Raw genomic sequence first — 23,307 nt, 5'->3', positions numbered from 1 at the left:
TAAATTTGACCATTAAACTGTATAGATAACAAGCCAAAATCATCAACGGTAACAATTTGATGCTAGAGCTCATTAGAAATCAAAACGAAAAATGTTATACTCCATTAAATATTTATAATTTCCATTAATCGATAGTGCTGTAGGACAATTATGCCCCATATCAAGTTTACTCAAGCGCCTAAAAAACAGATAAAATTATTAACTTTTTTAGGCTCTGTATTATTAAGTGTTTGCTCTCTTTCTCATGCTCAAACTATTATCCCATCAGCTCCAGAGGTCAATGCTAAAGGTCATATTTTAATCGACTACGCTACAGGTAAAGTTATTGCAGAAAGCAATGCTGATATTTTACTAGCGCCGGCCAGCTTAACTAAGATGATGACCAGTTACATTATTGGTAAAGAGTTAGCGAGTGGTAACATTAGCAATGAAGACCCAGTAAGAATTAGCGAAAAAGCTTGGGCAAAAAACTTCCCTGAATCTTCAAAAATGTTTATTGAAGTAGGCACAGAAGTACCGGTTAGCTTATTAAACCAAGGTATTATCGTTGCATCGGGTAATGACGCATGTGTTGCAATGGCTGAACATATTGCCGGTAGCGAAGGCGCATTTGCACAATTAATGAATGCTCATGCAGAACAGTTAGGCATGTATAGTAGCTTCTTTGAAAATAGCCACGGGCTAGATAGCAAAGAGCATAAAACTACCGCACGTGATATGGCAACGTTAGCCATTGCTCTTATTCGTGATGTTCCAGAAGAATATAAACTTTATAGCCAAAAGTCTTTTACCTATAACAACATTAAACAATATAACCGCAACAGCTTATTGTGGGATAAAAGTATGAATGTTGACGGTTTAAAAACCGGCCACACGTCACAAGCAGGTTATAGTTTAGTCACCTCTGCAACTAAAGGTGACATGCGTTTGGTCAGTGTTGTAATGGGTACAGATAGTGAACGTGCTCGTAAAGTAGAAAGTAAAAAATTATTAAACTATGGCTTCCGTTTTTACGAAACTTACACACCTTATAAAGCCGGTGAAAAATTTGTTAGTAATCGTGTTTGGATGGGTGATCTTAAAGAAGTTGATTTAGGCATTATGGTTAACACTCCAATCACAATTCCTCGTGGTCAGCGAAAAAACTTACAAGCTAACTTTGAATTAGACAAGCAATTAACTGCCCCACTGCAAAAAGGTGAAGTAGTAGGAAAATTATTCTTGCAACTTGACGGTGAAGATATTGCTCAATACCCTCTAGTTACGTTACAAGAGGTCAATGAAGGCAGCATGTTTAATAAATTAATGGATTATGTCAAACTTCAGTTTGTCGATTAATTTTATTCAAAAACATCAGTACACGATTATTTTATCAATATAAACTCAGCTTCGGCTGAGTTTTTATCTTTTATTATCTTCATTTTATAAAATATAATCACCACTAAGCATTGATATTAGATAACATCCCCCTCACCTATAGCCTATTAATTAGCGGCAATTGATCACATTCGTAACAAATAGTGTTAAAATATCGCCAATTAAAAAATACAGACCATTTTAATAGCGAATAATAGCTTGGTACAATTAACATTTGTCTAAGTTTTTCGCCATTTTAAAGCACTTAACATAACGTTGTTTTACCGATTTAAGAGAAAAAAAATGAATACTAATTTTGATGAATTATTAGATTTTCCCACTGTATTGAACTTTAAAGTTATGGGTGTCGCATGTGACGAACTCCCAGACCTAGTGATAGGCGAGTTACAAAAACATACGCCGGGCGATTATTCACCAAAAATAAAACCAAGCTCAAAAGGTAATTACCATTCAATTGCGGTAGCCGTTACGGTAACAAGTAAAGAGCATATCGAAAAAATATATAAAACCTTAAACGCGATTGAGCAAGTTCGCTACGTACTTTAATCCCTACTAATTGTCCGGTGTATTCCAATTAGTATTTGGATATAATGCGCGCAATGAAATTGATAGAGATGTATTTTGAAAAACACTTTGATTATTCGGCAACTGAATAACCTCGACTATGTCGATGTTTGGCATGCCATGCAAAACTTCACCGATAATCGAGATGAAAATACCGCCGACGAACTTTGGTTAGTTGAACACCCTCCAGTATTTACCCAAGGGCAAGCAGGAAAAGACGAACACCTGCTCATGCCTGGTGATATTCCAGTGGTGAAAGTGGATCGTGGTGGACAAGTTACTTACCATGGCCCTGGTCAACAAGTTATATACTTTATGATAAACTTGCGCCGCAGAAAAATGGGCGTTAGGCAATTAGTCACTCTCATTGAAAATGGAATTGTCGCTTCAATGGCTGACTTTGGCATTAATGCTAATGCAAAGCCAGATGCACCAGGAGTTTATGTTAACGACAAAAAAATTGCTTCCTTAGGTCTTAGAGTTCGAAAAGGCTGCTCTTTTCATGGTTTAGCAATCAACGTCAATATGGACTTATCACCATTTCTACGTATTAACCCTTGTGGATATCAAGGCTTAGAAATGATACAAACAATCGATTTACAGGGCCCTGCCACTGTAGAGCAAGCGGGTGAATCACTGGTTAAACACCTTAGTGAACTATTAGACACTCAGCATTTATCTTATCAAACGGGATTGGAAACAATACATGACCACTAAATCATCACGCATTACCCCAGGCACTAAATTACGCGATGCCGAGAAAATGGCCCATATACCAATTAAAGTGGTGACTTCTGAGCGTGAAACTATGCTAAGAAAGCCAAATTGGTTACGTATTAAACTGCCAAAAAGTACAGAACGTATTGATAGTATAAAAGCAGCATTGCGTAAACATGATTTGCATTCTGTCTGTGAAGAAGCTTCATGCCCAAATTTATCAGAATGTTTTAACCACGGCACAGCAACCTTTATGATCTTAGGTGACATATGTACTCGTCGCTGTCCATTTTGTGATGTTGGTCATGGTCGTCCTCTTGCTGCAGACAAAGCAGAGCCACGTAAATTAGCCTTAACGCTAAAAGATATGAAATTGAAATACGTGGTTATTACTTCAGTTGATCGCGATGACTTACGTGATGGTGGTGCACAACAATTTGTTGATTGTATAACAGAAATAGCCGAGCATTCTCCACATACTAAAGTAGAAATATTAGTGCCAGATTTCCGCGGCCGTATGGATCGCGCTTTAGAAATTTTAAATACGCATCCCCCTGGCGTATTCAATCACAACTTAGAAACAGCTCCACGTTTATACACCAAAGCTCGCCCAGGTGCTAACTACCAATGGTCTTTAGACTTGTTGAAAAAATTTGGGGAAGCAAACCCTACTGTTCCAACTAAGTCTGGCTTAATGGTTGGTTTAGGTGAAACTAACGAAGAGATTTTGCAAGTAATGCGAGATTTACGTGCGCATGGCGTAACTATGTTAACCATCGGCCAATACTTACAGCCGAGTAAACATCATTTACCGGTAGAGCGTTATGTTCACCCTGATGACTTTGACATGTTTAAACGTGAAGCAGATAAAATGGGCTTTGATCACGCAGCTTGTGGTCCATTGGTACGTTCAAGTTATCATGCTGATAAACAAGCCGCTGGTGAAGAAGTAAAATAATCGTATAGCGATTAACTCAGTTAAACGGTTTGAAATAAAAAAAGCTAGAAGTATTAACTTCTAGCTTTTTTGTTTCTGCTATATTTTCACAGTAAAGTTAGTACTTATATTTCAGTCCAACAATGCTAAGTAAAAAATATCCGTAAACTGCGACTATTTAAAGTGCTACTTAAAGTGTTATTTAAAGTTGTTTTACACAAAAAACTTTATTTTATTAACTTTCAATATCTGGCGTTTGACAAACTACATCCATATTTTGTGCACGATGTCTTAAATAATGATCCATCAACGTTAACGCGAGCATTGCTTCAGCAATAGGGACCGCTCTAATGCCTACACAAGGATCATGACGACCTTTAGTCACGATATCAGCAGGCTGACCTTCAAGATCAACGGTTTTTCCGCTAACACCAATACTAGAGGTAGGCTTTAAAGCAATTGATGCCACAATAGGTTGACCTGAAGATATCCCTCCTAAAACGCCCCCGCGTGATTAGAGGCAAAGCCATCAGGTGTTAACTCATCTCGGTGTTGTGAACCTTTTTGATTAACAACACCAAATCCATCACCAACCTCTACCGCTTTAACTGCATTTATACCCATTAGAGCATGCGCAATATCAGCGTCTAAACGGTCAAAAATAGGCTCGCCTAAACCAACAGGTACATTGTTCGCAACAACCATCAATTTTGCACCAATAGAGTCTTTTTGGCGCATAATGCCACGCAATAACTCGTCTAGTTGCTCAAGCTTGTTGGCATCAGGGAAGAAAAAAGGATTCTCTTCAACAATATTCCAATCAAAATTCTCTGCACATACTTCACCAATTTGAGTAACACAGGCTTGAATAGTGATACCAAATTTTTGTTTTAAATATTTTTTTGCCACAGCGCCCGCAGCAACACGCATTGCGGTTTCACGTGCTGATGAGCGACCACCACCACGATAATCACGAATGCCATATTTTTGCCAATAAGTATAATCCGCATGACCTGGGCGAAATGTTTTCGCTATATCGCCATAGTCTTGCGAGCGTTGGTCGGTGTTTTCAATTAATAAACCTATGGGTGTTCCCGTAGTTTTACCTTCAAAAACCCCTGACATTATTTTGACTTCGTCAGCTTCGCGACGTGCGGTGGTAAAGCGAGAAGTGCCAGGTCGGCGTCGGTCAAGATCGAGTTGTAAATCTGCCTCACAAAGCTCTAAACCTGGTGGACAACCATCTATAATCGCTCCTAAGCCTAAACCATGGCTTTCACCGAATGAAGTAACCGTAAATAACTTACCGAAAGTATTACCTGACATAATAAATATTACCTGTTAAATATGATGAGATACCAGTGTTCCAATGAATATTAGTATCAAAGTACCCACCAGAAATGTACCAATCTGGCTAGTTTAATTAATTATTGCTCAAAATCTTGCTGATGACTTTCTAATTGTGCTTTCGTTAATCTAAACACACCATGACCGCCTCGCTCGAACTCCAACCATTGAAATGGTACGGTTGGAAAAGCTGCCGTTAAATGAATTTGTGAATTACCCACTTCGCAAATTAATACACCGTTTTCATTAAGGTGACTTGCCGCTTGCGCTAAAATTTGTCTTACGATATCTAAACCGTCAAAACCGCTACCTAACCCCATTACAGGCTCATGCAAATACTCTTGCGGTAATGAGTCAACATCTTCTTGATCTACATACGGCGGATTTGTCACTATTAAATCATAGCTTTGCCCTTTAACCCCAGAAAAAACATCAGATTGAATTGGAATAACTTGTGCTGATAATCCATGGCCATCAATGTTGATTTGTGCCACATTCAGTGCATCAATAGAAAGATCAACTGCATCAACTTCAGCTTCTGGAAAAGCGACAGCGCAGGCAATAGCAATACAACCACTGCCTGTACATAAATCTAAAATTCGGTTTGGCGATTGTTCAATTAAGCCGGTAAAACTCTGCTCAATTAATTCACCTATGGGTGAACGTGGCACAAGTACCCGTTCATCAACATAAAAAGGTAAGCCACAAAACATTGCTTGATTAGTTAAATACGCTGCCGGTAACCCTTCTACAATTCTGCGTTCAAATAACTGTAAAATAGCCACTCGCTCTGATGAGACTAAACGACACTGCATTAATTCGTTAGCTAACTCTTGAGGCAAAGCCAGTTCATGCATAACTAACGTAAGTGCTTCATGCCACGCGTTGTTTGTACCGTGGCCAAAATATAAATCAGCCTGATTAAACCGACTAGCACCAAAACGCACATAGTCATTAACGGTATGCAATTGTTCACTTACCTCTGTAAAGTTTATTATTTCCACGCTTTCCTCGGGATGATCATCGTAATGCATATATTTATTATACTTTCACTTGTTATTGTTCGTCGATGTTTTTAGACTTCGCACATGAAATTTAAAGACGCGCTAAATGCGGATGAAAAAAAGTTATTTAAAGATGCTATAGGCAAGGTAAAGCCTATGGTACAAGATAGGGTACACCCGGTAAAAAGAACCATCAAGCAGAAAACCACTTTAACAAAACAAAAACACAACAAAGCCCTTGCAGAATTTCACTTTTCAGATGAATTTGAACCTAATTTAAATACTAATGGGCCTGTTAAATACGTGCGTGAAGGTGTAGACAGTTTTGAAGCTAAAAATTTACGACGCGGCCAATATAGTCCTGATTTGATTTTAGATTTACATGGCCTTGACCAACACCAGTCAAAGCGTGAAATAGCGGCATTACTTGCCGCTTGCGATAAAGAACATGCACAGTGTGTTTGTATCGTTCATGGCTTAGGGGGGCGCGTATTAAAAAATAAAGTACCGCATTGGTTAGTGCAACACCCCGATGTAATGGCCTTCCATCAAGCGCCACTCGAATGGGGCGGCAATGGCGCAATACTGGTTTTAGTCGAACTAAAAGATAAATTTATTAGAGATTAAACTGGCCAATAAATAAAAAACAATTAAAGCGCTCGTTTAAAATCATTTGGTGAAACGATATTAACCAACTCACCAGACATTTTATCTACACTATATTCAATTTGCGCTACTGAGGCGGTTTGAAACATAGGCATGGCGTGATCGGTTGTCAGTTCAGCAACCAAATAGCTTACTAACGGCATATGCGACACAAGTAATATATTTTGGTATTGCTCTTCTACACAAACAGCATCTAAATAATCATGCACGTCTTTCGCACTATCTTCTGGGGTAATAATGCCTAAAGTTTTTCTTTTAACCACATCATTAAATTCACCTATCAATGCATCAGCTGTTTGTTGTGCTCTTACATAGGGGCTAACAAATACACAATCAAATATTGTGTTGTTTTTTAATAACCATTGGCCAATAAATTTAGCTTCTTTAATGCCGGTTTCAGTCAGCGGTCGTTGTTCATCGCTAGGAGCAACCATTTCAGCTTGACCATGACGCATAACAAAAATTTGCATAAACACCTTATTAACACAATGTATAGTTCACATAAGCAATGTGAACACTTTTCAGTTAGTGAGACTAAAATACCCTCTGTATTTTAACACTAACTATATAGCGTTAAAGACTCATTAGGTATATATCTTAAGAATTGGCGCTATAGTAAAGTAATTGTTTATATTTTTATAACATCTGTTAAGAATAAAATGGACTCACCTTATTCCTTAATGTAATTTAGAACGATAAAAAAATAGTATACATAAACTATAGCAAAGCCCTGCTGTAGTTAAACTGTGCGGGAGCGAAAGTGAAAATAAGCCCGAATGACACTAAACAATATAAATCAATTACGTTAAGCAATGGCTTAAGAGCTTTATTGGTTCATAATTTAGCTTCAAATAAGTCTGCTGCTGCCTTAGCCGTTAATGTTGGGCATTTCGATGATCCTAACCATAGGCAAGGACTAGCTCACTTTCTTGAACACATGTTATTTCTGGGTACAGAAAACTTTCCAGATGGCAGCGAATATCAAAAATTTATCAATGAACATGGTGGCAGTAATAATGCTTGGACAGCCACAGAGCACACTTGTTTTTTCTTCGACATTGGCCATCAGCACTTTGGCTCTGCAATAGAACGATTTGGTGAGTTTTTTACAGCCCCCCTACTGTCTGAAGAATTTGTAAATAAAGAACGAAAAAATATTGATGCAGAGTTTAAACTCAAACTTAAAGATGACATCCGCCGCCTTTACGATGTTCATAAAGAAACAATCAACCAAGCTCATCCTTTTGCTAAGTTTTCAGTAGGCAGTAGTGAAACTTTAGCTGATAAAGCAGGATATAATTTACGCGAAGAGTTATGCAATTTTTTTGAAAAAAATTACCAAGCGCATTTCATGACTTTAGTATTGGAAGGTCCGCAAACCATTAATGAACTAGAACATTTAGCGAATAACCATTTCTCTAAAATTCAATCAAATGGACTTGAAAAAATTCAAATTAGCCAACCTCTTTATTATCCGCAGCATCAACAAAAATGGATATCAGTACAGCCGGTTAGGAACGATCAACAACTCATTATTAGTTTTGCTATGCCGAGCATAGATAAATATTATCGCCAAAAACCTGAATCGATATTAGCTTACTTAATTGGGCATGAAGGCCCAGGTAGCATATTGTCATTATTAAAAAGTAAGCAATGGGCTCTGGGCTTAACGGCCGGCTCTGGTATAAATGGCTCTAACTTTAAAGATTTTAATATTAGTATCTCACTTTCAGGACTAGGTGCGAAAAATACCAATGAGATTATAAGTACTGTATTTTCATATCTAAATTTACTAAAAAATGCACCACTTAATGAACAATATTACCAAGAGAAGAAAGCATTAGCAGTATTATCATTTTGTTATCAAGAAAAGCTATCGCCGCTTGACTCTGTTAGCCAACTCGTCATTAACATGCAGCACTACCCAGAGCACGATTATATTTTTGGCGACTATGTTATGGAAGGCCAAAAACAAGAAACGCTAACTAACCTACTCGGGTATTTAGTTGCTAGTAATATGCGTATTATTTCTATCGATAAGAATAACGCCGGCCAACCCCACAATAATATGAGTAAATGGTATCAAGTACCTTATTCTATTCAAGATATTGATCAGCATACCATCGAAAATTGGCAACAAGCAGCGACTTTAAACACACTAGCTTTACCTAAAAAAAATCCATACATAGTCGCACAACCAAAGCTGATTAAAGATGATGATGAAGACAATACTCCACAAAAACCACCAGAAAATATTTATCAGCAAAATGGATTAAATGCTTGGTTTAAACATGATACCAGCTTCAACACGCCAAAAGGCTATATATACCTATCTGTAGACTCACCTGCAGTTATAGAAAATGCTAGCACTATTGCAATGACAAGGCTTTTTATTGATTTATATAGTGACGCTGTCATTGAAGAACATTACGATGCAGAGTTAGCGGGTATTCACTATCATTTATATTCTCACCAAAGTGGGCTAACACTGCAATTATCAGGTATTAGCACTAAACAAGAACAATTATTGCCGCGCTTATTAGCCAGCTTAATGCAAGGTAAGTTTTGTGCTAATAAATTCGAATTATTTAAACAACAACTTCTCAGTCATTGGCAAAATGCAGAAAGTAGTAAGTCTATATCACAGCTGTTTGCTAAACTTAGCGCTTCAATGCAACCGACTAGCCCAAGTAGCAAAACGTTAATTAGTGCCCTTGAAAAAATAGAATTTAAACAGTTTAAAAGTTTTCTCCCTAAGATTTTTGAAAATACCGCGGTAGACGTTCTAATACACGGAAATTGGTCTAAACAGTCGGCAAATAAAATTATCTCAGATATTAAAAAAGTATTCGTTAATAAATTGTCGGATAGTAATCAAGTTAAAATCCCCTGTAATGATATTCAAGGAAAAGGTACTTTAACGCTGCCAATGGCATTACCCGCTCATGATCATGCTGCTGTTCTGTATTATCCCATGCCAAATAAAGATCTACGCACAGTCGCATTGACCATGTTAACCAACCAGTTATTGTCTCCTATTTTTTTCCAAGAAATGCGAACAGAAAAGCAATATGGTTATTTAGTCGGTGTTGGCTTTATTCCAATTAATCGCTACCCTGGTATAGCATTTTATATACAGTCACCTCATACAGACTCTGTCACATTAACAGCGGCAATGAACGATTTTATAGCGCGTTCTGGTGATTTTATTAATCAATTACCTGCTGAACATTGGCAACATTTACAATTTGGTCTCGCTAGTCAGTTACAAGAAAAAGACTCAAATTTAAGAATTAAGAGTCAACGATACTGGGCTGCTATCTGTAATAAAGAAGCGTCATTCGACCAAAAGCAAAAGCTCATTTCAATTATTGAAAAACTATCCATAAAAGATGTAGCAGAATTTATCAAAGCTTACTTTCAACACACCGATAATACAGATTGCTTGTCATTACTGAGTTACGAAAACAACGAACAATTTGCATTAATGACGAAAGGTTTAACCATTAAGGACGATGAAGAAACTTTATTGAAAAAATGTCAAAGAAAATATTAATCTAGCCGATACATAACTATATTGCTTTTATGACGATTAAATTACTTCAAAACCCGTCATAAAGTGCCAAAGATTGACTTACCCCTCGACATCATTTTAAATGGGGTGTGACATCCAAAAATAATAAAAATATATGGCATATCTAAGTAAGTTAAATTAATTAGATATGGGTTTCACTACCAAAAGGTTGTATTTGTGCTTTTGCTTCTTTTAAGAAATAAATTAATTCCCCAATGCTATTCGATGGTCGCTCTGTTGACTTTGATCGTTTTACTATTCCCTCATACCAAGGCCCTAGCTTCAGATCACAACATTAACCAAAATCCCTTAAAATTTGAACGAATCTCGATAGCTGAAGGTTTATCTCAGAGTCATGTCTACGATATTATACAAGACAAAAATGGCTTTATTTGGATTGCCACTCAAGACGGACTAAATCGTTACGATGGCAAAAATTTTGTTGCTTATCGTCACGACAGTAACAAACAAAACTCTATTGCTGATAACTTTATTCGTAAGCTTTTTATAGATAATCAAAATACTCTATGGATTGGAACAAATAATGGTTTGAGTAGATATAACGAAGTTTTTGATAACTTCGATAACTTTTTGTATAACAAAAACGACAGTAATTCACTCAAAGACAATGAAATTTGGGATATTTATCAAGATAAACAAGATACTTTATTTATCTCAACTAAAGAAGGCTTACAAAAGTTTGATGTCGAAAATAGAAATTTTTTCCGTATTCGTTTTCGAGGTTTTGAAAATGAATTAAAAGAAATTAAAACCATCTTTCAAGACGAAAAAGGTAACTACTGGTTAGGTACCTATGATAAAGGCATATTTTTAACCAATAGTACTATGTCCTTTGTGGTTTCATTAAGTGACCAGAATAAATGGAGCTTAAAATTAACTGCTAACGCGCTTTATGATTTGCAATTTATTGATAATCAATATTGGCTAGGAACCGACAACGGACTGTTTATCATTTCAAAAGATTATCAAATTGTTAAACACTACACAGAAAACAGCACAGATAAAAATCTAGATATATTATCTAAAACAGTCCGCTCAATTGAGAAAATTAATGATTCAGCTATTTGGCTAGGTACAGAAAACGGCTTAAATAGCATTAACATTTTAACTGGCGGAGTCGCTGCATTTCAAAGTGCTCAACATAAAAATGCACTATCTAGCAACGTCATTTACAAGGTTTATAAAAGTAATGATGGGAATATATGGTTAGGTACTAACGCTGGTGGAGTCAACACTTTTAGTCCAATTCAATTAAATATTAACCACGGTTTATTTAGTTATACAAACTCTGAACAAGCTGTTTATGCATTTGCCGAATCAACTGATGGCACAATTTGGTTTACTACCGATAATGGCAACTTAAGTAAAATTGAAAAAACTGGTGTTATTAACACTATGTCTTTCCATAACAAAAAGCCTTTTAGTCATCTTATTGCAGATAATCAAAATAACCTTTGGTTAAAGGCAGAACCAGAAAGCCCTTCAGAACCTGGGACTCTATATTACTATCAAACTGATCTAAATAAATTAACAGAACACAAGGAATGGGCTAACAAATCAACTCAACAAGACAATAGTAAAATACTATATTCAAATGAAAAAATATGGTTTATAAACAAAAAAGGTCAATTATCGAGTTATAATACAGAGGTTAGCGAATTTTATACTTACAAAAATGAATTGTTCTCTCGATTTACTGCTTTTACTAGTGATTATGAAGGTAACCTTTGGCTATCAAGTGATAGTAATCAAATTATTAAATTTGATTTCATTAAGAAAACATTCACAAAAATAGCGACTTTAAAATCAAAAATTAATAACTTTAAAGATATTACCACTATTGCAACATCAAAAAATTGGATTTGGCTAGGCTCTAGAGACCAAGGCATAACGTTACTTAATAAAATGGATTTAAAAGAGGTTAATTTCAATGAGGCTACAGGTTTATCAAATAATTTTATTGCTGGAATCAAAACAGATAACTCAGAAAACGCTTGGGTATCAACAAACAAAGGCATTAATGCAATTGATCCTAATTCAAAGATTATACAATCTTTTAACCAAGCCCTAAAGTTATATGATAATGAATTTATTAGTGATAGTTCATTAATATCTAAAGAGCAGGTGATATATTTTGGTAGCTTTAATGGCTACCATGCTTTTACGCCACATGATATTTTAAGAATTACTCAAAATTTGCCTACACCATACATTTCTAACTTTTTAGTGGCAAACAAGGAAGTCCCAGTTTCAAAAGATGCAATTAGCAATTTTCATCTAAAGGGCAACCCTAATTCTTTAGATAAACTTACTTTAGCTCACGAGCAATCTCAATTTAGTATAGAATTTATATCACCGAATGCTAAGTTTCCGAGTCACGTAAAATACCGTTACCGTCTTATTGGCTTAGACGAAGATTGGATAGATGCAGGTAAAAACAACCTGCGTGCTACATACACTAATCTAAGTTCAGGAGACTATGTTTTTGAAGTTCAATCTTATGACCTGCAAAATGGTCAAGAGAGCGAGATCAAACACCTTAACCTTACAATTATGCCACCTTGGTGGTTATCTCATAGTGCCCTGTTGATCTATAGCCTTTTCACACTTCTAATCATCGCTTATATACTGCAACAAGTCCGTCATAAGCGTTTGTATCATCTACAGATAAAGCTAAGTGAAGAACGTCTTAAATTATCACTTTGGGGGAGCGGTGATGAAATGTGGGATTGGAATATTAAAAGCGGTAAAATATTTCGTTCAAACATCTGGGGGATATTAGAGTTTCCACAAGATGGTAAACGTAATGTAGGCGCTGATCAAACTAATATCCATCAACATGATATCCCTCGTGTTAGAGAAGCATTAAACCAGCACTTTGAAGACAGCAGTAAACATTTTGAAGCGACATATCGTGTAAAAGATAAAGATGAAAAATGGATTTGGGTACTCGATCGCGGAAAAATTGTTGAACGTGACGAAAAAAACAAACCTAGCAGGATGACTGGCACGCTAAAAGATATTAGTCAAATAAAACGCGCTGATGAACGCTTAAAGCTCTTTGCTAAATGTATAGAAAACATCTCTGATGCTATTGTTATTTACGATCGTCAATTTACTGTCGTCGATGTTAACAAAGCCTTTCAAAGAATTACCGGTAGAAGTAAGTTACAAATGCGTGGCACCTTACTCAAATTTGAACGCTATCCGGACAGCTTTAACCAAAATGTAAAAAAACACTTAATTACCAAAGGCAGTTGGCACGGTGAAATCGAAAACACCCGCGATAACGGTGACCTTTACTTAACCGATTTAAATATTGATATTATTCGTGATGAAAGTGGTAATGTTTCACACTTTGTTGGTGTTTTCTCTGATATAACCAAGCGCAAACAAACAGAAGCAGAGTTAAGAAAACTTGCAAATACCGACACTCTAACAGGCCTGCCTAATCGCGCTTATTTCCAAGCAAACCAGCAGAAGTTGGTTAAGAGTAAAGTCCCACACGCGCTGCTAGTATTCGATTTAGACAACTTTAAAAAAGTAAATGACTCATTAGGTCATGAAGTTGGCGATGTATTGTTGTGTAAAGTTGCTGAGCGTATAAAAAGCCTAGGAAGAAACCTTGATACTGTTTATCGTTTAGGTGGTGATGAGTTTAGTTTAATTATTGAAAACACGAATGATATTCACACGATCACAACTATTGGGAAAGAGATTTTAAAATCTATTGCTTTGCCACTTAGACTCAAAAGCCAAGAAATTGTACTTTATAGTAGTATTGGTATTGTGCTTTACCCTGAGGATGGAAAAACCCCACAAGAATTGCTTAAAAATGCAGATACCGCTATGTACCATGCTAAAAATATCGGTGGTAATAAGTACCAATTTTTCAGTGACTCGATGAATAAAACCGCCGTTAAACGCCTGCAAATAGAGAGTTTAATTCGACACGGTTTAAAAGAGGATTTGTTTTCGGTTTTTTATCAGCCAAAAATCGAGATCACTACCGGGAAAATAGCCGGTATGGAAGCGTTAGTGCGTTTTGAGACTCCTAAAAAAGGCATCATAAGTCCTGTGGTATTTATACCGGTTTCTGAAGAGACAGGACAAATAATCGATATTGGTGAAGTCGTACTACGAAAGGCCTGTATTGCTACCAAAAAATGGGTAGATTCTGGTCTTTTTGATGGTCGTGTTGCAGTTAACCTCTCAGCTGTGCAGTTTACTCAGCCAAATTTAGTCGCAATGATTGCTGATGCGTTAAAAGAAAGTCGCTTGCCTGCAAAGTATTTAGAGTTAGAGATAACTGAGGGTACCGTGATGGACTCACCTCAAAAAGCGATTGATACTATGCTTCAAATTCGCGCGATGGGGATTCACTTATCATTAGATGATTTTGGCACGGGTTACTCTTCGTTGGCATACTTGAAAAAATTCCCATTAAATACGCTAAAAATAGACAAAGCCTTTGTTGATGATATTGAAACCTCTGAGCAAGGTAGAAATATGGTTGCTACGATAGTCACTATAGCTCACAACCTAGGGATGCAAGTTGTGGCAGAGGGCGTTGAAACAAACCAACAGCTGAGTTTTTTATCAGGTTTACGTTGTGAGCAATTACAAGGTTACTTATACAGTAAACCGCTCCCTGAAAATGATTTTCAAAAATATTTACTTTCCTTTCAAATTACAAATAAATCCACATCCTTTGGTTCAAATAAACTTTAACTCTTTAGCGTCGACTTTCTGACACTTAAGTTTACTTTGCTCTACATTAAGTTCAAAGCCTTACAGATAAAGGCTTTGAACTTTTGGCACGTTTCTAGCTTGTATACTATTGAATATAATAATAACTTAAATAGGAAGTAGTATGATTAGTTCATTAATTTTATCTTTGGTAATGTCAGGTACACCAAATGCTGTAACAGTAAATGATTTCAACTCAAATATTGTAGAAGCTGGTACTCGTAAAGACCAAGTACGCATTGGTACTCGTAAAGACCAAGTACGCATTGGTACTCGTAAAGACCAAGTACGCATCGGTACTCGTAAAGACCAAGTACGCATCGGTACTCGTAAAGACCAAGTACGCATTGGTACTCGTAAAGACCAAGTACGCATTGGCACTCGTAAAGACCAAGTACGCATTTAGGAGGCTTTATGATTAATTTAATTAAATCATTATTTGTTACTGAAAAGACTGGAAATACTATTGCTGCAGGTATCGAAATTAAAGAGATGCCAGCTAGTACATGGTGGAATTAAGCACTTTTAGTCTAACATTAGGCTATAAAAGTGTATTAGACATTAGCTACAAGGAAGGTAGCGTGTTTACAATAAGCTCAAGCTATTTATAAACACCAAATAGTTAACGGATTATGCTGAAAACAATAAACAATCAAAACCAAAACGCTGATAAGTCTTTAAACGTTTTTTCATACAGAACATTGGCCAAACAAAGGGCCCAAACATCAAACCCGCCGTTGCCCATCGCTTTACACCCAAACCACTACTTATTGCCTGACAATAAAAAAATACAGAAAAAACAACGCTCAATATCACACTTAATAATATAATCATGCTCTACTCACTTCGAAAAAATATCTACTTACAAAAGAGAAGTCCAATAAAAGCGCAAATTTTAGCAAGTTTAGAGTAAATATTCAAAAACTATTTCCTCTTGATTAGTGATTAATTTATTGAACCAGCCATATATGATTTTTAAAAAGCATAAAAAAAAGAGGCAGTTTACTGCCTCTTTTTTAGTCAATTATTGCCGCTGTTTCGGCAACTATGTGCCGTTAGCACAATATGATGTTTGGTATGCTAGTTATAATAGCTCTCGCCTTGCTCAGCCATTTTTATTAATGCATCACAAGGTGTAAATCGTTCACCGAATTCAGCTTGCCATTGGCTGAGTTTACTTACTAGCGTTGTAGCACCTATTTTATCCATATATTGGAATGGTCCACCAAGGAATGGAGGGAAGCCAATCCCAAATATAGCGCCAATATCTCCGTCTCGCGCATTTCGAACTATTCCTTCATCAAGGCAACGAGCCGCTTCATTAAGCATCATATAAACACAACGCTCAGCTTGCGCATCTGTCACGGTTGTATTACTAACTTGCAGACCTAATAGGGTATATACACTATCATCAACTAATTTCTTCTTACTCTTGGTATTGTATTGATAAAAGCCTTTTTTAACTTTTTTACCTAAACGGCCGTCATCAATTAATTTAGAAAATGCGGCAGGTGGTGCAAATCGCTCACCTAGCTCTGCTTGTAAAATAGGACCAATTTTAGCACCTACATCAATACCCACTTCATCTAATAACTGCATAGGTCCAACAGGAAAACCAAATTTAACCATGGCTTTATCAAGTGCTTCAATTGAGCAACCTTCCAATAATAAAATAGCCGCCTCATTCATGTAAGGCGCTAAAATTCTATTGACATAAAATCCTGCTTTGTCTTTAACAACAATCGGTGTTTTACCTTGTTGTTTAGCAAACGCAACGGTTGTAGAAATGGTTTGATCTGAGGTCTTCTCATGAGCAATGATCTCAGCTAACGGCATTTTATCAACAGGCGAAAAATAATGTAGTCCAATAACATTTTCAGGACGTAAAGCTTTCTCTGCTATTTGGCCAATAGGCAAACTTGAAGTATTACTGGCAAAAATAGTTTCTTCTTTACAATGGCTTTCAATGTCTGCAACCATCTTTTGTTTTAATGTTAGATCTTCAAATACCGCTTCAACAACAATATCTACGTCATTAAAGCCCGTATAATCAGTAGTGCCTGTAATTAACGCTAGCTGACTTTGCATTTCGCTATGGCGCATAAAACGGCGTTTAACTTTTTTATTTAACAAGTCATAACCATACTTCAAGGCATAACTAATACCTTGATGTGAAATATCTTTAATACGCACGGGTAATTTAGCTTTTGTTGCCGTAACAAAAGCAATACCACCGCCCATTAACCCACCACCAAGTACCGCGGCTTTTGTAATTTTTTCTGGAGCAACACCTGCTACTCCTTGCTCTTTCTTCATATCAGTTGTTGCAAAAAATAGTTGTCTAAGCTGCGCTGAAACATCTGACATTACTAATTGACCAAAATGGTCGGCTTCCACTTGATAACCTTTTGAAGGCGCTTGCTCTACACTTGCTCTAATGCATTCAATTATTTTTAAAGGTGCAGGGTAATTTCCTTTAGTTTGGCTTAACACCATTTTGGTTGCTTTACTAAATAAAACGCTTCGACCTAAACCGTTGCCTTCAAGCAACTTATCCATCATTGATAATTTACGAGCTTTAGGTTTTACCTTACCAGACAACGCTAATTTTTCTGCTGTTTGAAGCAAAACACTATTCGGCACTACATCACTAACTAAGCCAGCCTTTAATGCTTGCTTAGCACGAAGCTGTTTACCGGTTAGCATCATATCTAATGCTTTTTGAATACCAACTCGCTTGGGTAGTCTTTGTGTTCCGCCGCCGCCAGGCAGCAAACCTAATTGTACTTCCGGCAAGCCTAACGCTGTTTTAGGACTATCACTACACACTATGGCATGACACGCCATAGCAAGTTCTAATCCACCGCCTAAACAAGCACCATGAACGGCTGCTACAACCGGAATAGATAAGTTCTCTAGTTGATCAAAAATCATTTGACCTTGGCGAGATAAAGCCGTGGCTTCCGAAGCAGAAGTACAGTTCGCTAACATGTGTACGTCAGCACCTGCGACAAAAGAATCGGTTTTACCACTGACTAAAACAATGCCTGCAATTGTTTGATCTTGACGTATCTCTTTTAATATTTCTGAAATTTCATCGCCAAACTCAGCTTTTAGCGTATTCATGGAGTCGCCTTTAACATCCATAATTAAATGTGCAATGCCATTTTCTTGGCGCGCCAAGCTAAAGGTCTTGTTATTTTCTTGTTCTGTAATTTTTACATCAGTCATTAGTCTGTCTCCACGATCATAGCCGCACCTAATCCACCCGCTGCACAAGCGGTGGTTAAGCCTACACCGCCGCCACGACGGTTAAGTTCATTCAATGTTTGTACAATCAAGCGTGTACCTGTTGCAGCAAATGGATGTCCATAAGCTAAAGAGCCACCCATAACATTAAACTTGTCCATATCAATTTCGCCTATGGCCTTATCGCGACCTAAGTGTGTTTGCGCAAACTTATTGCTGGCAAACATTTTCACATTAGCCAGTGCTTGAGCTGCAAATGCTTCGTGCATCTCAATAAGATCTAAGTCGGCTAAATTCATCCCTGCACGCTGTAAAGCTATTGGTGAAGCATAGCTTGGGCCCATCAACATGTCTTCCCAAACATCTATGGCAGCAAAACCATAACTGCGAATATAACCTAGTGGTTTATAGCCTAGCTCTTTCGCTCGACCTTCACGCATCATTAAAATTGCTGAAGCACCATCGGTTAGCGGTGTACTTGTTGCAGCGGTAACTGTACCGTGTTTTCGATCAAAAACAGGACGTAATTTCGCATAACTGGCTAATTCAGAGTTTTCACGAATACAATTATCTTTTTCAATAAATGATTTGTAAGGTTCGCTGTGTGCGGTCATTACTTCGCCAGCTAACTTACCTTCTTGCCAGCTTTTTGTTGCTAAAGTATGAGAACGATGAGCTAACGCGTCTTGCGCCTCACGAGTAATACCGTGAGTTTTTGCCATTTGCTCAGCAGTATGCCCCATTGACAAACCAGTAGAGTATTCAGCAACCGCAGGCGGAACCGGTAATATATCTTTAAAATTAAGTTTACGAATAAGTGCCATTTTCGCACCAAATGAACGAGCTTTACTTAAATCAAGTAAAGTACGTGCGAACTTTTTCGATACTCCAATGGGTGCAACAGAAGATGAGTCAGCACCACCAGCAACACCAACATCAACAAAACCGGCCATAATTGACTCAGCTACATTAACCGTTGATTGAAAGCTAGTCGCACAAGCGCGTGATACACTGTAGGCATCAGTATGAACATTCATTCCTGTGCCTAAAACAATTTCACGTGCAATATTTGGTGCTTCTGGCATTTGCACAACTTGACCAAAAACTAACTGATCAATAATTTTAGGATCAACGTCATGCTTTTGCAGTAACTCATTAACAACAATTTTGCCTAAGTCGACCGCAGGAATACCATGAAACGCAGTCGCCTGTTTTGCGAAAGGTGTACGCAAACCAGCAACTATTGCTATGCGCTCTCCACTACCGGTTACTAATTTTGATTTTGTCATTTTTAATTCCATCTTATTGCAACACTTAAGAGGTCAGACCTCTTTGGATTTATTATAATTCTAAACATATATAGAAATAATTCAATGATTAGCTCACAAAACTTAGTAAAATTAATACCAAGGCATTAAAAAAGCTAATAAAAAATCTTAAAATTTTTATCATTATGCTTGTTTTTTTTAAACCTGAACCTTATATCTATCTGTGGGTCAGAAGTGCTGACGTAAACTTTTTTAATCAATAAGAACGATAAACTATGGCTATTGAACATTTTTCCTCATTAAAAGAACATTTATCTTCACAAATTATCGGACAGCACGCGCTGGTTGAAAACTTACTCATTGCACTTTTAGCTAATGGTCACCTTATTGTAGAAGGTCCTCCGGGTTTAGCAAAAACTCGAGCTGTTAATGCGTTAGCTCAAGGGTTAGAGGCAGACTTTCATCGAGTTCAATTTACCCCTGATTTATTACCAGCAGATTTAACGGGCACCGATATCTATCGCCCAGAAGATGGCACCTTTGTTTTTCAACCAGGACCACTGTTTCGTAATTTAGTCTTGGCTGATGAAATAAACCGTGCGCCAGCAAAAGTACAATCGGCTTTATTAGAAGCGATGGCTGAGGGCCAGATTACTGTTGGTCGCAATACTTACCCACTACCCGAATTATTTTTAGTGATGGCAACACAAAACCCGATAGAGCAAGAAGGTACTTACCCTTTACCTGAAGCACAGCTCGATCGCTTTTTAATGCATGTTGAAATTGGCTACCCAGATGCAGCGAGCGAGTTAGAAATTTTAAAACTTAATCGTGGTGAAGCATTAAAAACAAAACAAAAAGCCGTTAAAGAAATCACTCAAGCCGATATTTTTGCAGCACGTGAACAAGTGATGAAAATTCACATGGCACCTGCGGTAGAAACTTATATCGTCGATTTAATTATGGCGACTCGTCAGCCAGAAAAATATGATGACAAATTAAAACAGTGGCTTGCTTATGGTGCTAGTCCTCGTGCCACTATCGCATTAGATCGTTGTGCACGAGCAAGAGCTTGGCTAAATAACCGAGACTTTGTTAGCCCTGAAGACGTACAGGCGGTTTTTCATAATGTATTGCGTCATCGCATAATCATGACTTATCAAGCTGAGGCCGAAGGTATCAGTAGTAATCAACTACTTGATCACTTGCTCAGTTTAGTGGCAGTTGCCTAGGCGCAAGTTACCCTTATGTGGTTTAATCAAAAAAAATTAACTGAGCAAAACAATCCGCAAACTTTGCTTGATGAACTTGTCAGTAACGGTATTGAATTAAACATAGATGAACTTATTCGTTATCAAACGAAAAGTTCACTAATTAATTTAGCCGCGGCTAAAAGCTCACACGGAAAAATGTCAGGAAACTATCTCGCTCGCAGTAAAGGCAGAGGGATGGAATTCGACGAAGTACGTCATTATCAAAACGGTGACGATATTCGTGCTATTGACTGGCGAGTCACGGCGCGTACAGGTAAAACACACACAAAATTATTTCGTGAAGAAGTTGAACGCCCGGTACTTATCGCCACTGACTTAAGTACCAGTATGCTATTTGGCAGCCGTTTACTTTTTAAATCGGTACAAGCAGCACATGTAGCATCTTTAGTCGCTTGGCATGCTAAGTCGCGTGGTGATCGCGTTGGTGGTGTCGTGTTTAATCAACATAGTCACACTGAATTAAAACCGCGCAGCCGACAACAAGGCGTGCTGCATTACTTGCATGCTTTAGTCAAATGCCATGCTGACTCTTTACAGGCTAGCGAAACCTTAGATCGAGAACAAGCACGGTTAGCCTTTGAGCAAAATTGCGCGCGTTTACGCCAACTTTCAAAACCAGGCAGTTTAGTTTATTTAATTACTGATGCATTTAACCTTTCAGATGAAGCGGTGCGTCATTTGGCTAATATTAGTCGACACTGTGAATTAGTCGTTTGCTTGATTAGCGATCCACTCGAGCAACAACTCCCTGACAGTGTTAATAAAATTAGCGTTGCCATTACTAACGGTGATAACAACGAGCGACAACAATTTATTCTGGGTGATAAAGGTTTTGCTGAAAAGTATCATCAACAAGCAATGAGCTTAAACGAAACCCTAGAGCAGCAATTAACTAAAGCTGGCGCACGTTTACTGCACTTTTGTGCCAGCGAAGCGCTCGAAACCCAATTACATCGCGGAGTAGCATCATGGATCCGTTAGCACAACTTAGCGATATTCACTTACCTAATAATGTACATAACTACCCTATTGCGCCAGGTTGGTGGTTAATCGCCGTTATTGTTCTGGCGTTTATGATTTACGGTGTAATAAAAATTCGTCAATATTATAGTAAACGTAAAGTACAAAAATTAGCATTAAAGCAATTAGCGGCAACAACTGAAATAAGTACTATGGTTACCATACTAAAATGGGCAGCTTTACAATATTTTCCACGAGAACAAGTAGCTCACTTAACGGGTGAAGCATTTAAAGTGTTCTTAAAAAGCACCTTACCCGTTAAACACCAAAGCAATTTTTTTGAGTTGAGTGGCGAGCATTTTACTTCTGTCTACCAAAATGATTCCGCTAGCCAAATATCTAGCGATTTTTCTTCTGCGGCAAAATTGTGGCTTAAATATGCTCTACCGCCGAAACAAGACCTATCGAAGTTAAGTCATTCTAAAATTAAAGATGAATACGTTTCAGTGCAGAGTGTTAGCAGTACAGAAGTTGAAAATGAATCAGTCGACATTACTACAGACAAAAGTGGAGTCAAAGCATGATCCATTTTGACTTCCTTTGGGCATTAATCGCCCTGCCGTTACCATTACTCATTTATTGGCTACCGGCAAAAAAACAAGTTCAAGCTGCACCACTGAGAATGCCAACCATCATTAAAGGTATGCATACCCAAGAGTTTGCGCCAGAAAAGAAAAAAGGCTCACTGTTAATACTCAGTCTTATTTGGTTGTTAATTGTATTAGCTAGCACTCAACCTCAATGGCTTGGCGAAGCCGTTAATGTGCCGACTGAAGGCCGTGAAATGATGATCGCTGTCGATCTATCTGGCAGTATGCAAGTTGAAGATATGAGTTTGAATGGTCGCAGTGTCAATCGCCTAGATATGTTAAAAGTTTTACTCGGTGAGTTTATAGAACGCCGCAGTGGCGATAGACTAGGTCTGATTTTATTTGGTGACGATGCCTATATGCAAACACCTATGACCTTTGATCGTAAAACTGTGCAACAAATGCTCGATGAAACAGTATTAGGTCTTGTGGGTAAACAAACTGCTATTGGTGATGCTATTGCACTAGCCGTTAAACGTTTTGACGAAAAGAAAGATTCTAACCGCGTATTATTGTTATTAACTGACGGTCAAAATACCGCAGGTAAGATCACACCCGAACAAGCACTTGAGCTAGCGGTTGCCAAAGACATTACCATATACTCTATCGGTATTGGCGCTGATGTCATGATCCAAAATTCATTATTTGGCTCTCGTCGTGTTAACCCCTCTAGTGAACTTGATGAAGAATCTTTACAACGCCTTGCTGACGAAACCGGCGGTTATTATTTCAGAGCTAGGGCTAGCGAAGACATGAGTAAAATTTATAAGTTATTAGATGACTTAGAGCCTGTAGAACAAGAACAACAACAAATGCGCCCACTCAGCGCATTGTTTTACTGGCCTTTAGGTTTAGCATTATTGATAAGTTTATTAACTTTGTTAGTTAAAAGTTTATCTAATACCCAATTATTTGTTCGAAAAAAAGAACTTTCAGGAGGTAAGCATTAA

The 23,307-nt window shown here is 37.5% G+C and carries 17 protein-coding genes and 1 pseudogene; 12 read left to right on the top strand and 6 right to left on the bottom strand.

From position 1 onward, the window contains the following. Positions 1-150: 150 nt before the first annotated feature. The 4 genes from DBO93_RS03970 to lipA all read left to right on the top strand — a co-directional run bounded on the left by DBO93_RS03970 (position 151) and on the right by lipA (position 3,616). Positions 151-1,338, top strand: a complete 1,188-nt coding sequence (locus DBO93_RS03970; RefSeq protein WP_108455170.1) for a serine hydrolase — start codon at positions 151-153, stop codon at positions 1,336-1,338. Between the two features lie 321 nt (positions 1,339-1,659). Next, positions 1,660-1,923 (top strand): DUF493 family protein YbeD, encoded by a 264-nt coding sequence (gene ybeD / locus DBO93_RS03965; protein ID WP_108455169.1) that lies wholly within the window; start codon positions 1,660-1,662, stop codon positions 1,921-1,923. Positions 1,924-1,995: 72 nt separating this feature from the next. Beyond that, the gene (lipB, locus tag DBO93_RS03960) at positions 1,996-2,658 is read left to right on the top strand and encodes a lipoyl(octanoyl) transferase LipB (RefSeq protein WP_108455168.1); all 663 of its coding nucleotides are present in this window, start codon (positions 1,996-1,998) and stop codon (positions 2,656-2,658) included. Beyond that, positions 2,648-3,616: a lipoyl synthase gene (gene lipA, locus DBO93_RS03955; RefSeq protein WP_108455167.1), complete on the top strand. Its 969-nt coding sequence runs from the start codon at positions 2,648-2,650 to the stop codon at positions 3,614-3,616. The genes lipB and lipA overlap by 11 nt, the downstream gene beginning before the upstream one ends. A gap of 214 nt (positions 3,617-3,830) precedes the next feature. Here the strand turns inward: lipA and aroC are convergent. Both aroC and prmB read right to left on the bottom strand, forming a co-directional pair. Further along, a pseudogene (gene aroC, locus DBO93_RS03950) lies at positions 3,831-4,921 on the bottom strand (chorismate synthase). A 101-nt stretch (positions 4,922-5,022) separates the two neighbouring features. Beyond that, positions 5,023-5,946 (bottom strand): 50S ribosomal protein L3 N(5)-glutamine methyltransferase, encoded by a 924-nt coding sequence (prmB, locus tag DBO93_RS03945; protein ID WP_239059106.1) that lies wholly within the window; start codon positions 5,944-5,946, stop codon positions 5,023-5,025. Between the two features lie 84 nt (positions 5,947-6,030). Between prmB and smrB the strand changes: the two genes are divergently transcribed. Next, positions 6,031-6,573, top strand: a complete 543-nt coding sequence (gene smrB / locus DBO93_RS03940; RefSeq protein ID WP_108455165.1) for an endonuclease SmrB — start codon at positions 6,031-6,033, stop codon at positions 6,571-6,573. Between the two features lie 23 nt (positions 6,574-6,596). Here the strand turns inward: smrB and sixA are convergent, their stop codons facing one another. Next, positions 6,597-7,082, bottom strand: a complete 486-nt coding sequence (sixA, locus tag DBO93_RS03935; protein WP_108455164.1) for a phosphohistidine phosphatase SixA — start codon at positions 7,080-7,082, stop codon at positions 6,597-6,599. Between the two features lie 290 nt (positions 7,083-7,372). Here sixA and DBO93_RS03930 point away from each other — a divergent pair, with 290 nt between their 5' ends. The 3 genes from DBO93_RS03930 to DBO93_RS03920 all read left to right on the top strand — a co-directional run bounded on the left by DBO93_RS03930 (position 7,373) and on the right by DBO93_RS03920 (position 15,362). Next, a complete protein-coding gene (locus DBO93_RS03930; RefSeq protein ID WP_108455163.1) occupies positions 7,373-10,168 on the top strand; it encodes an insulinase family protein in 2,796 nt (931 codons plus the stop codon). Positions 10,169-10,423: 255 nt separating this feature from the next. Further along, the gene (locus tag DBO93_RS03925) at positions 10,424-14,938 is read left to right on the top strand and encodes an EAL domain-containing protein (protein WP_162533719.1); all 4,515 of its coding nucleotides are present in this window, start codon (positions 10,424-10,426) and stop codon (positions 14,936-14,938) included. 142 nt (positions 14,939-15,080) lie between these two features. Beyond that, positions 15,081-15,362 carry a hypothetical protein gene (locus DBO93_RS03920; RefSeq protein ID WP_108455161.1) on the top strand — a complete coding sequence of 94 codons (282 nt, stop codon included), beginning with the start codon at positions 15,081-15,083 and terminating at the stop codon, positions 15,360-15,362. 224 nt (positions 15,363-15,586) lie between these two features. Here the strand turns inward: DBO93_RS03920 and DBO93_RS03915 are convergent, their stop codons facing one another. The 3 genes from DBO93_RS03915 to fadI form a co-directional block, all read right to left on the bottom strand. After that, positions 15,587-15,790 carry a hypothetical protein gene (locus DBO93_RS03915; RefSeq protein ID WP_108455160.1) on the bottom strand — a complete coding sequence of 68 codons (204 nt, stop codon included), beginning with the start codon at positions 15,788-15,790 and terminating at the stop codon, positions 15,587-15,589. 246 nt (positions 15,791-16,036) lie between these two features. Beyond that, on the bottom strand, positions 16,037-18,187 hold the full coding sequence (fadJ, locus tag DBO93_RS03910) for a fatty acid oxidation complex subunit alpha FadJ (protein WP_108455159.1): 2,151 nt from the start codon (positions 18,185-18,187) through the stop codon (positions 16,037-16,039). After that, positions 18,187-19,494, bottom strand: a complete 1,308-nt coding sequence (gene fadI / locus DBO93_RS03905) for an acetyl-CoA C-acyltransferase FadI (RefSeq protein ID WP_108455158.1) — start codon at positions 19,492-19,494, stop codon at positions 18,187-18,189. The genes fadJ and fadI overlap by 1 nt, the downstream gene beginning before the upstream one ends. Positions 19,495-19,748: 254 nt before the next feature. Here fadI and DBO93_RS03900 point away from each other — a divergent pair, with 254 nt between their 5' ends. The 4 genes from DBO93_RS03900 to DBO93_RS03885 are packed head-to-tail and all read left to right on the top strand — an operon-like array spanning position 19,749 to position 23,307. Then, entirely contained in the window at positions 19,749-20,705 is a 957-nt protein-coding gene (locus DBO93_RS03900; protein WP_108455157.1) for a MoxR family ATPase, read from the top strand. 15 nt (positions 20,706-20,720) lie between these two features. Beyond that, positions 20,721-21,728, top strand: a complete 1,008-nt coding sequence (locus tag DBO93_RS03895; RefSeq protein WP_108455156.1) for a DUF58 domain-containing protein — start codon at positions 20,721-20,723, stop codon at positions 21,726-21,728. Continuing rightward, entirely contained in the window at positions 21,716-22,291 is a 576-nt protein-coding gene (locus tag DBO93_RS03890) for a DUF4381 domain-containing protein (protein ID WP_108455155.1), read from the top strand. The genes DBO93_RS03895 and DBO93_RS03890 overlap by 13 nt, the downstream gene beginning before the upstream one ends. After that, positions 22,288-23,307, top strand: a complete 1,020-nt coding sequence (locus DBO93_RS03885) for a VWA domain-containing protein (protein WP_108455154.1) — start codon at positions 22,288-22,290, stop codon at positions 23,305-23,307. Before DBO93_RS03890 ends, DBO93_RS03885 begins: the two co-directional genes overlap by 4 nt.

The organism is Colwellia sp. Arc7-D (genome assembly GCF_003061515.1).
Lineage (GTDB): Bacteria > Pseudomonadota > Gammaproteobacteria > Enterobacterales > Alteromonadaceae > Cognaticolwellia.
The sequence above is the reverse complement of the archived record's forward strand: the minus strand, read 5'-3'. Positions and strand labels throughout refer to the sequence as shown.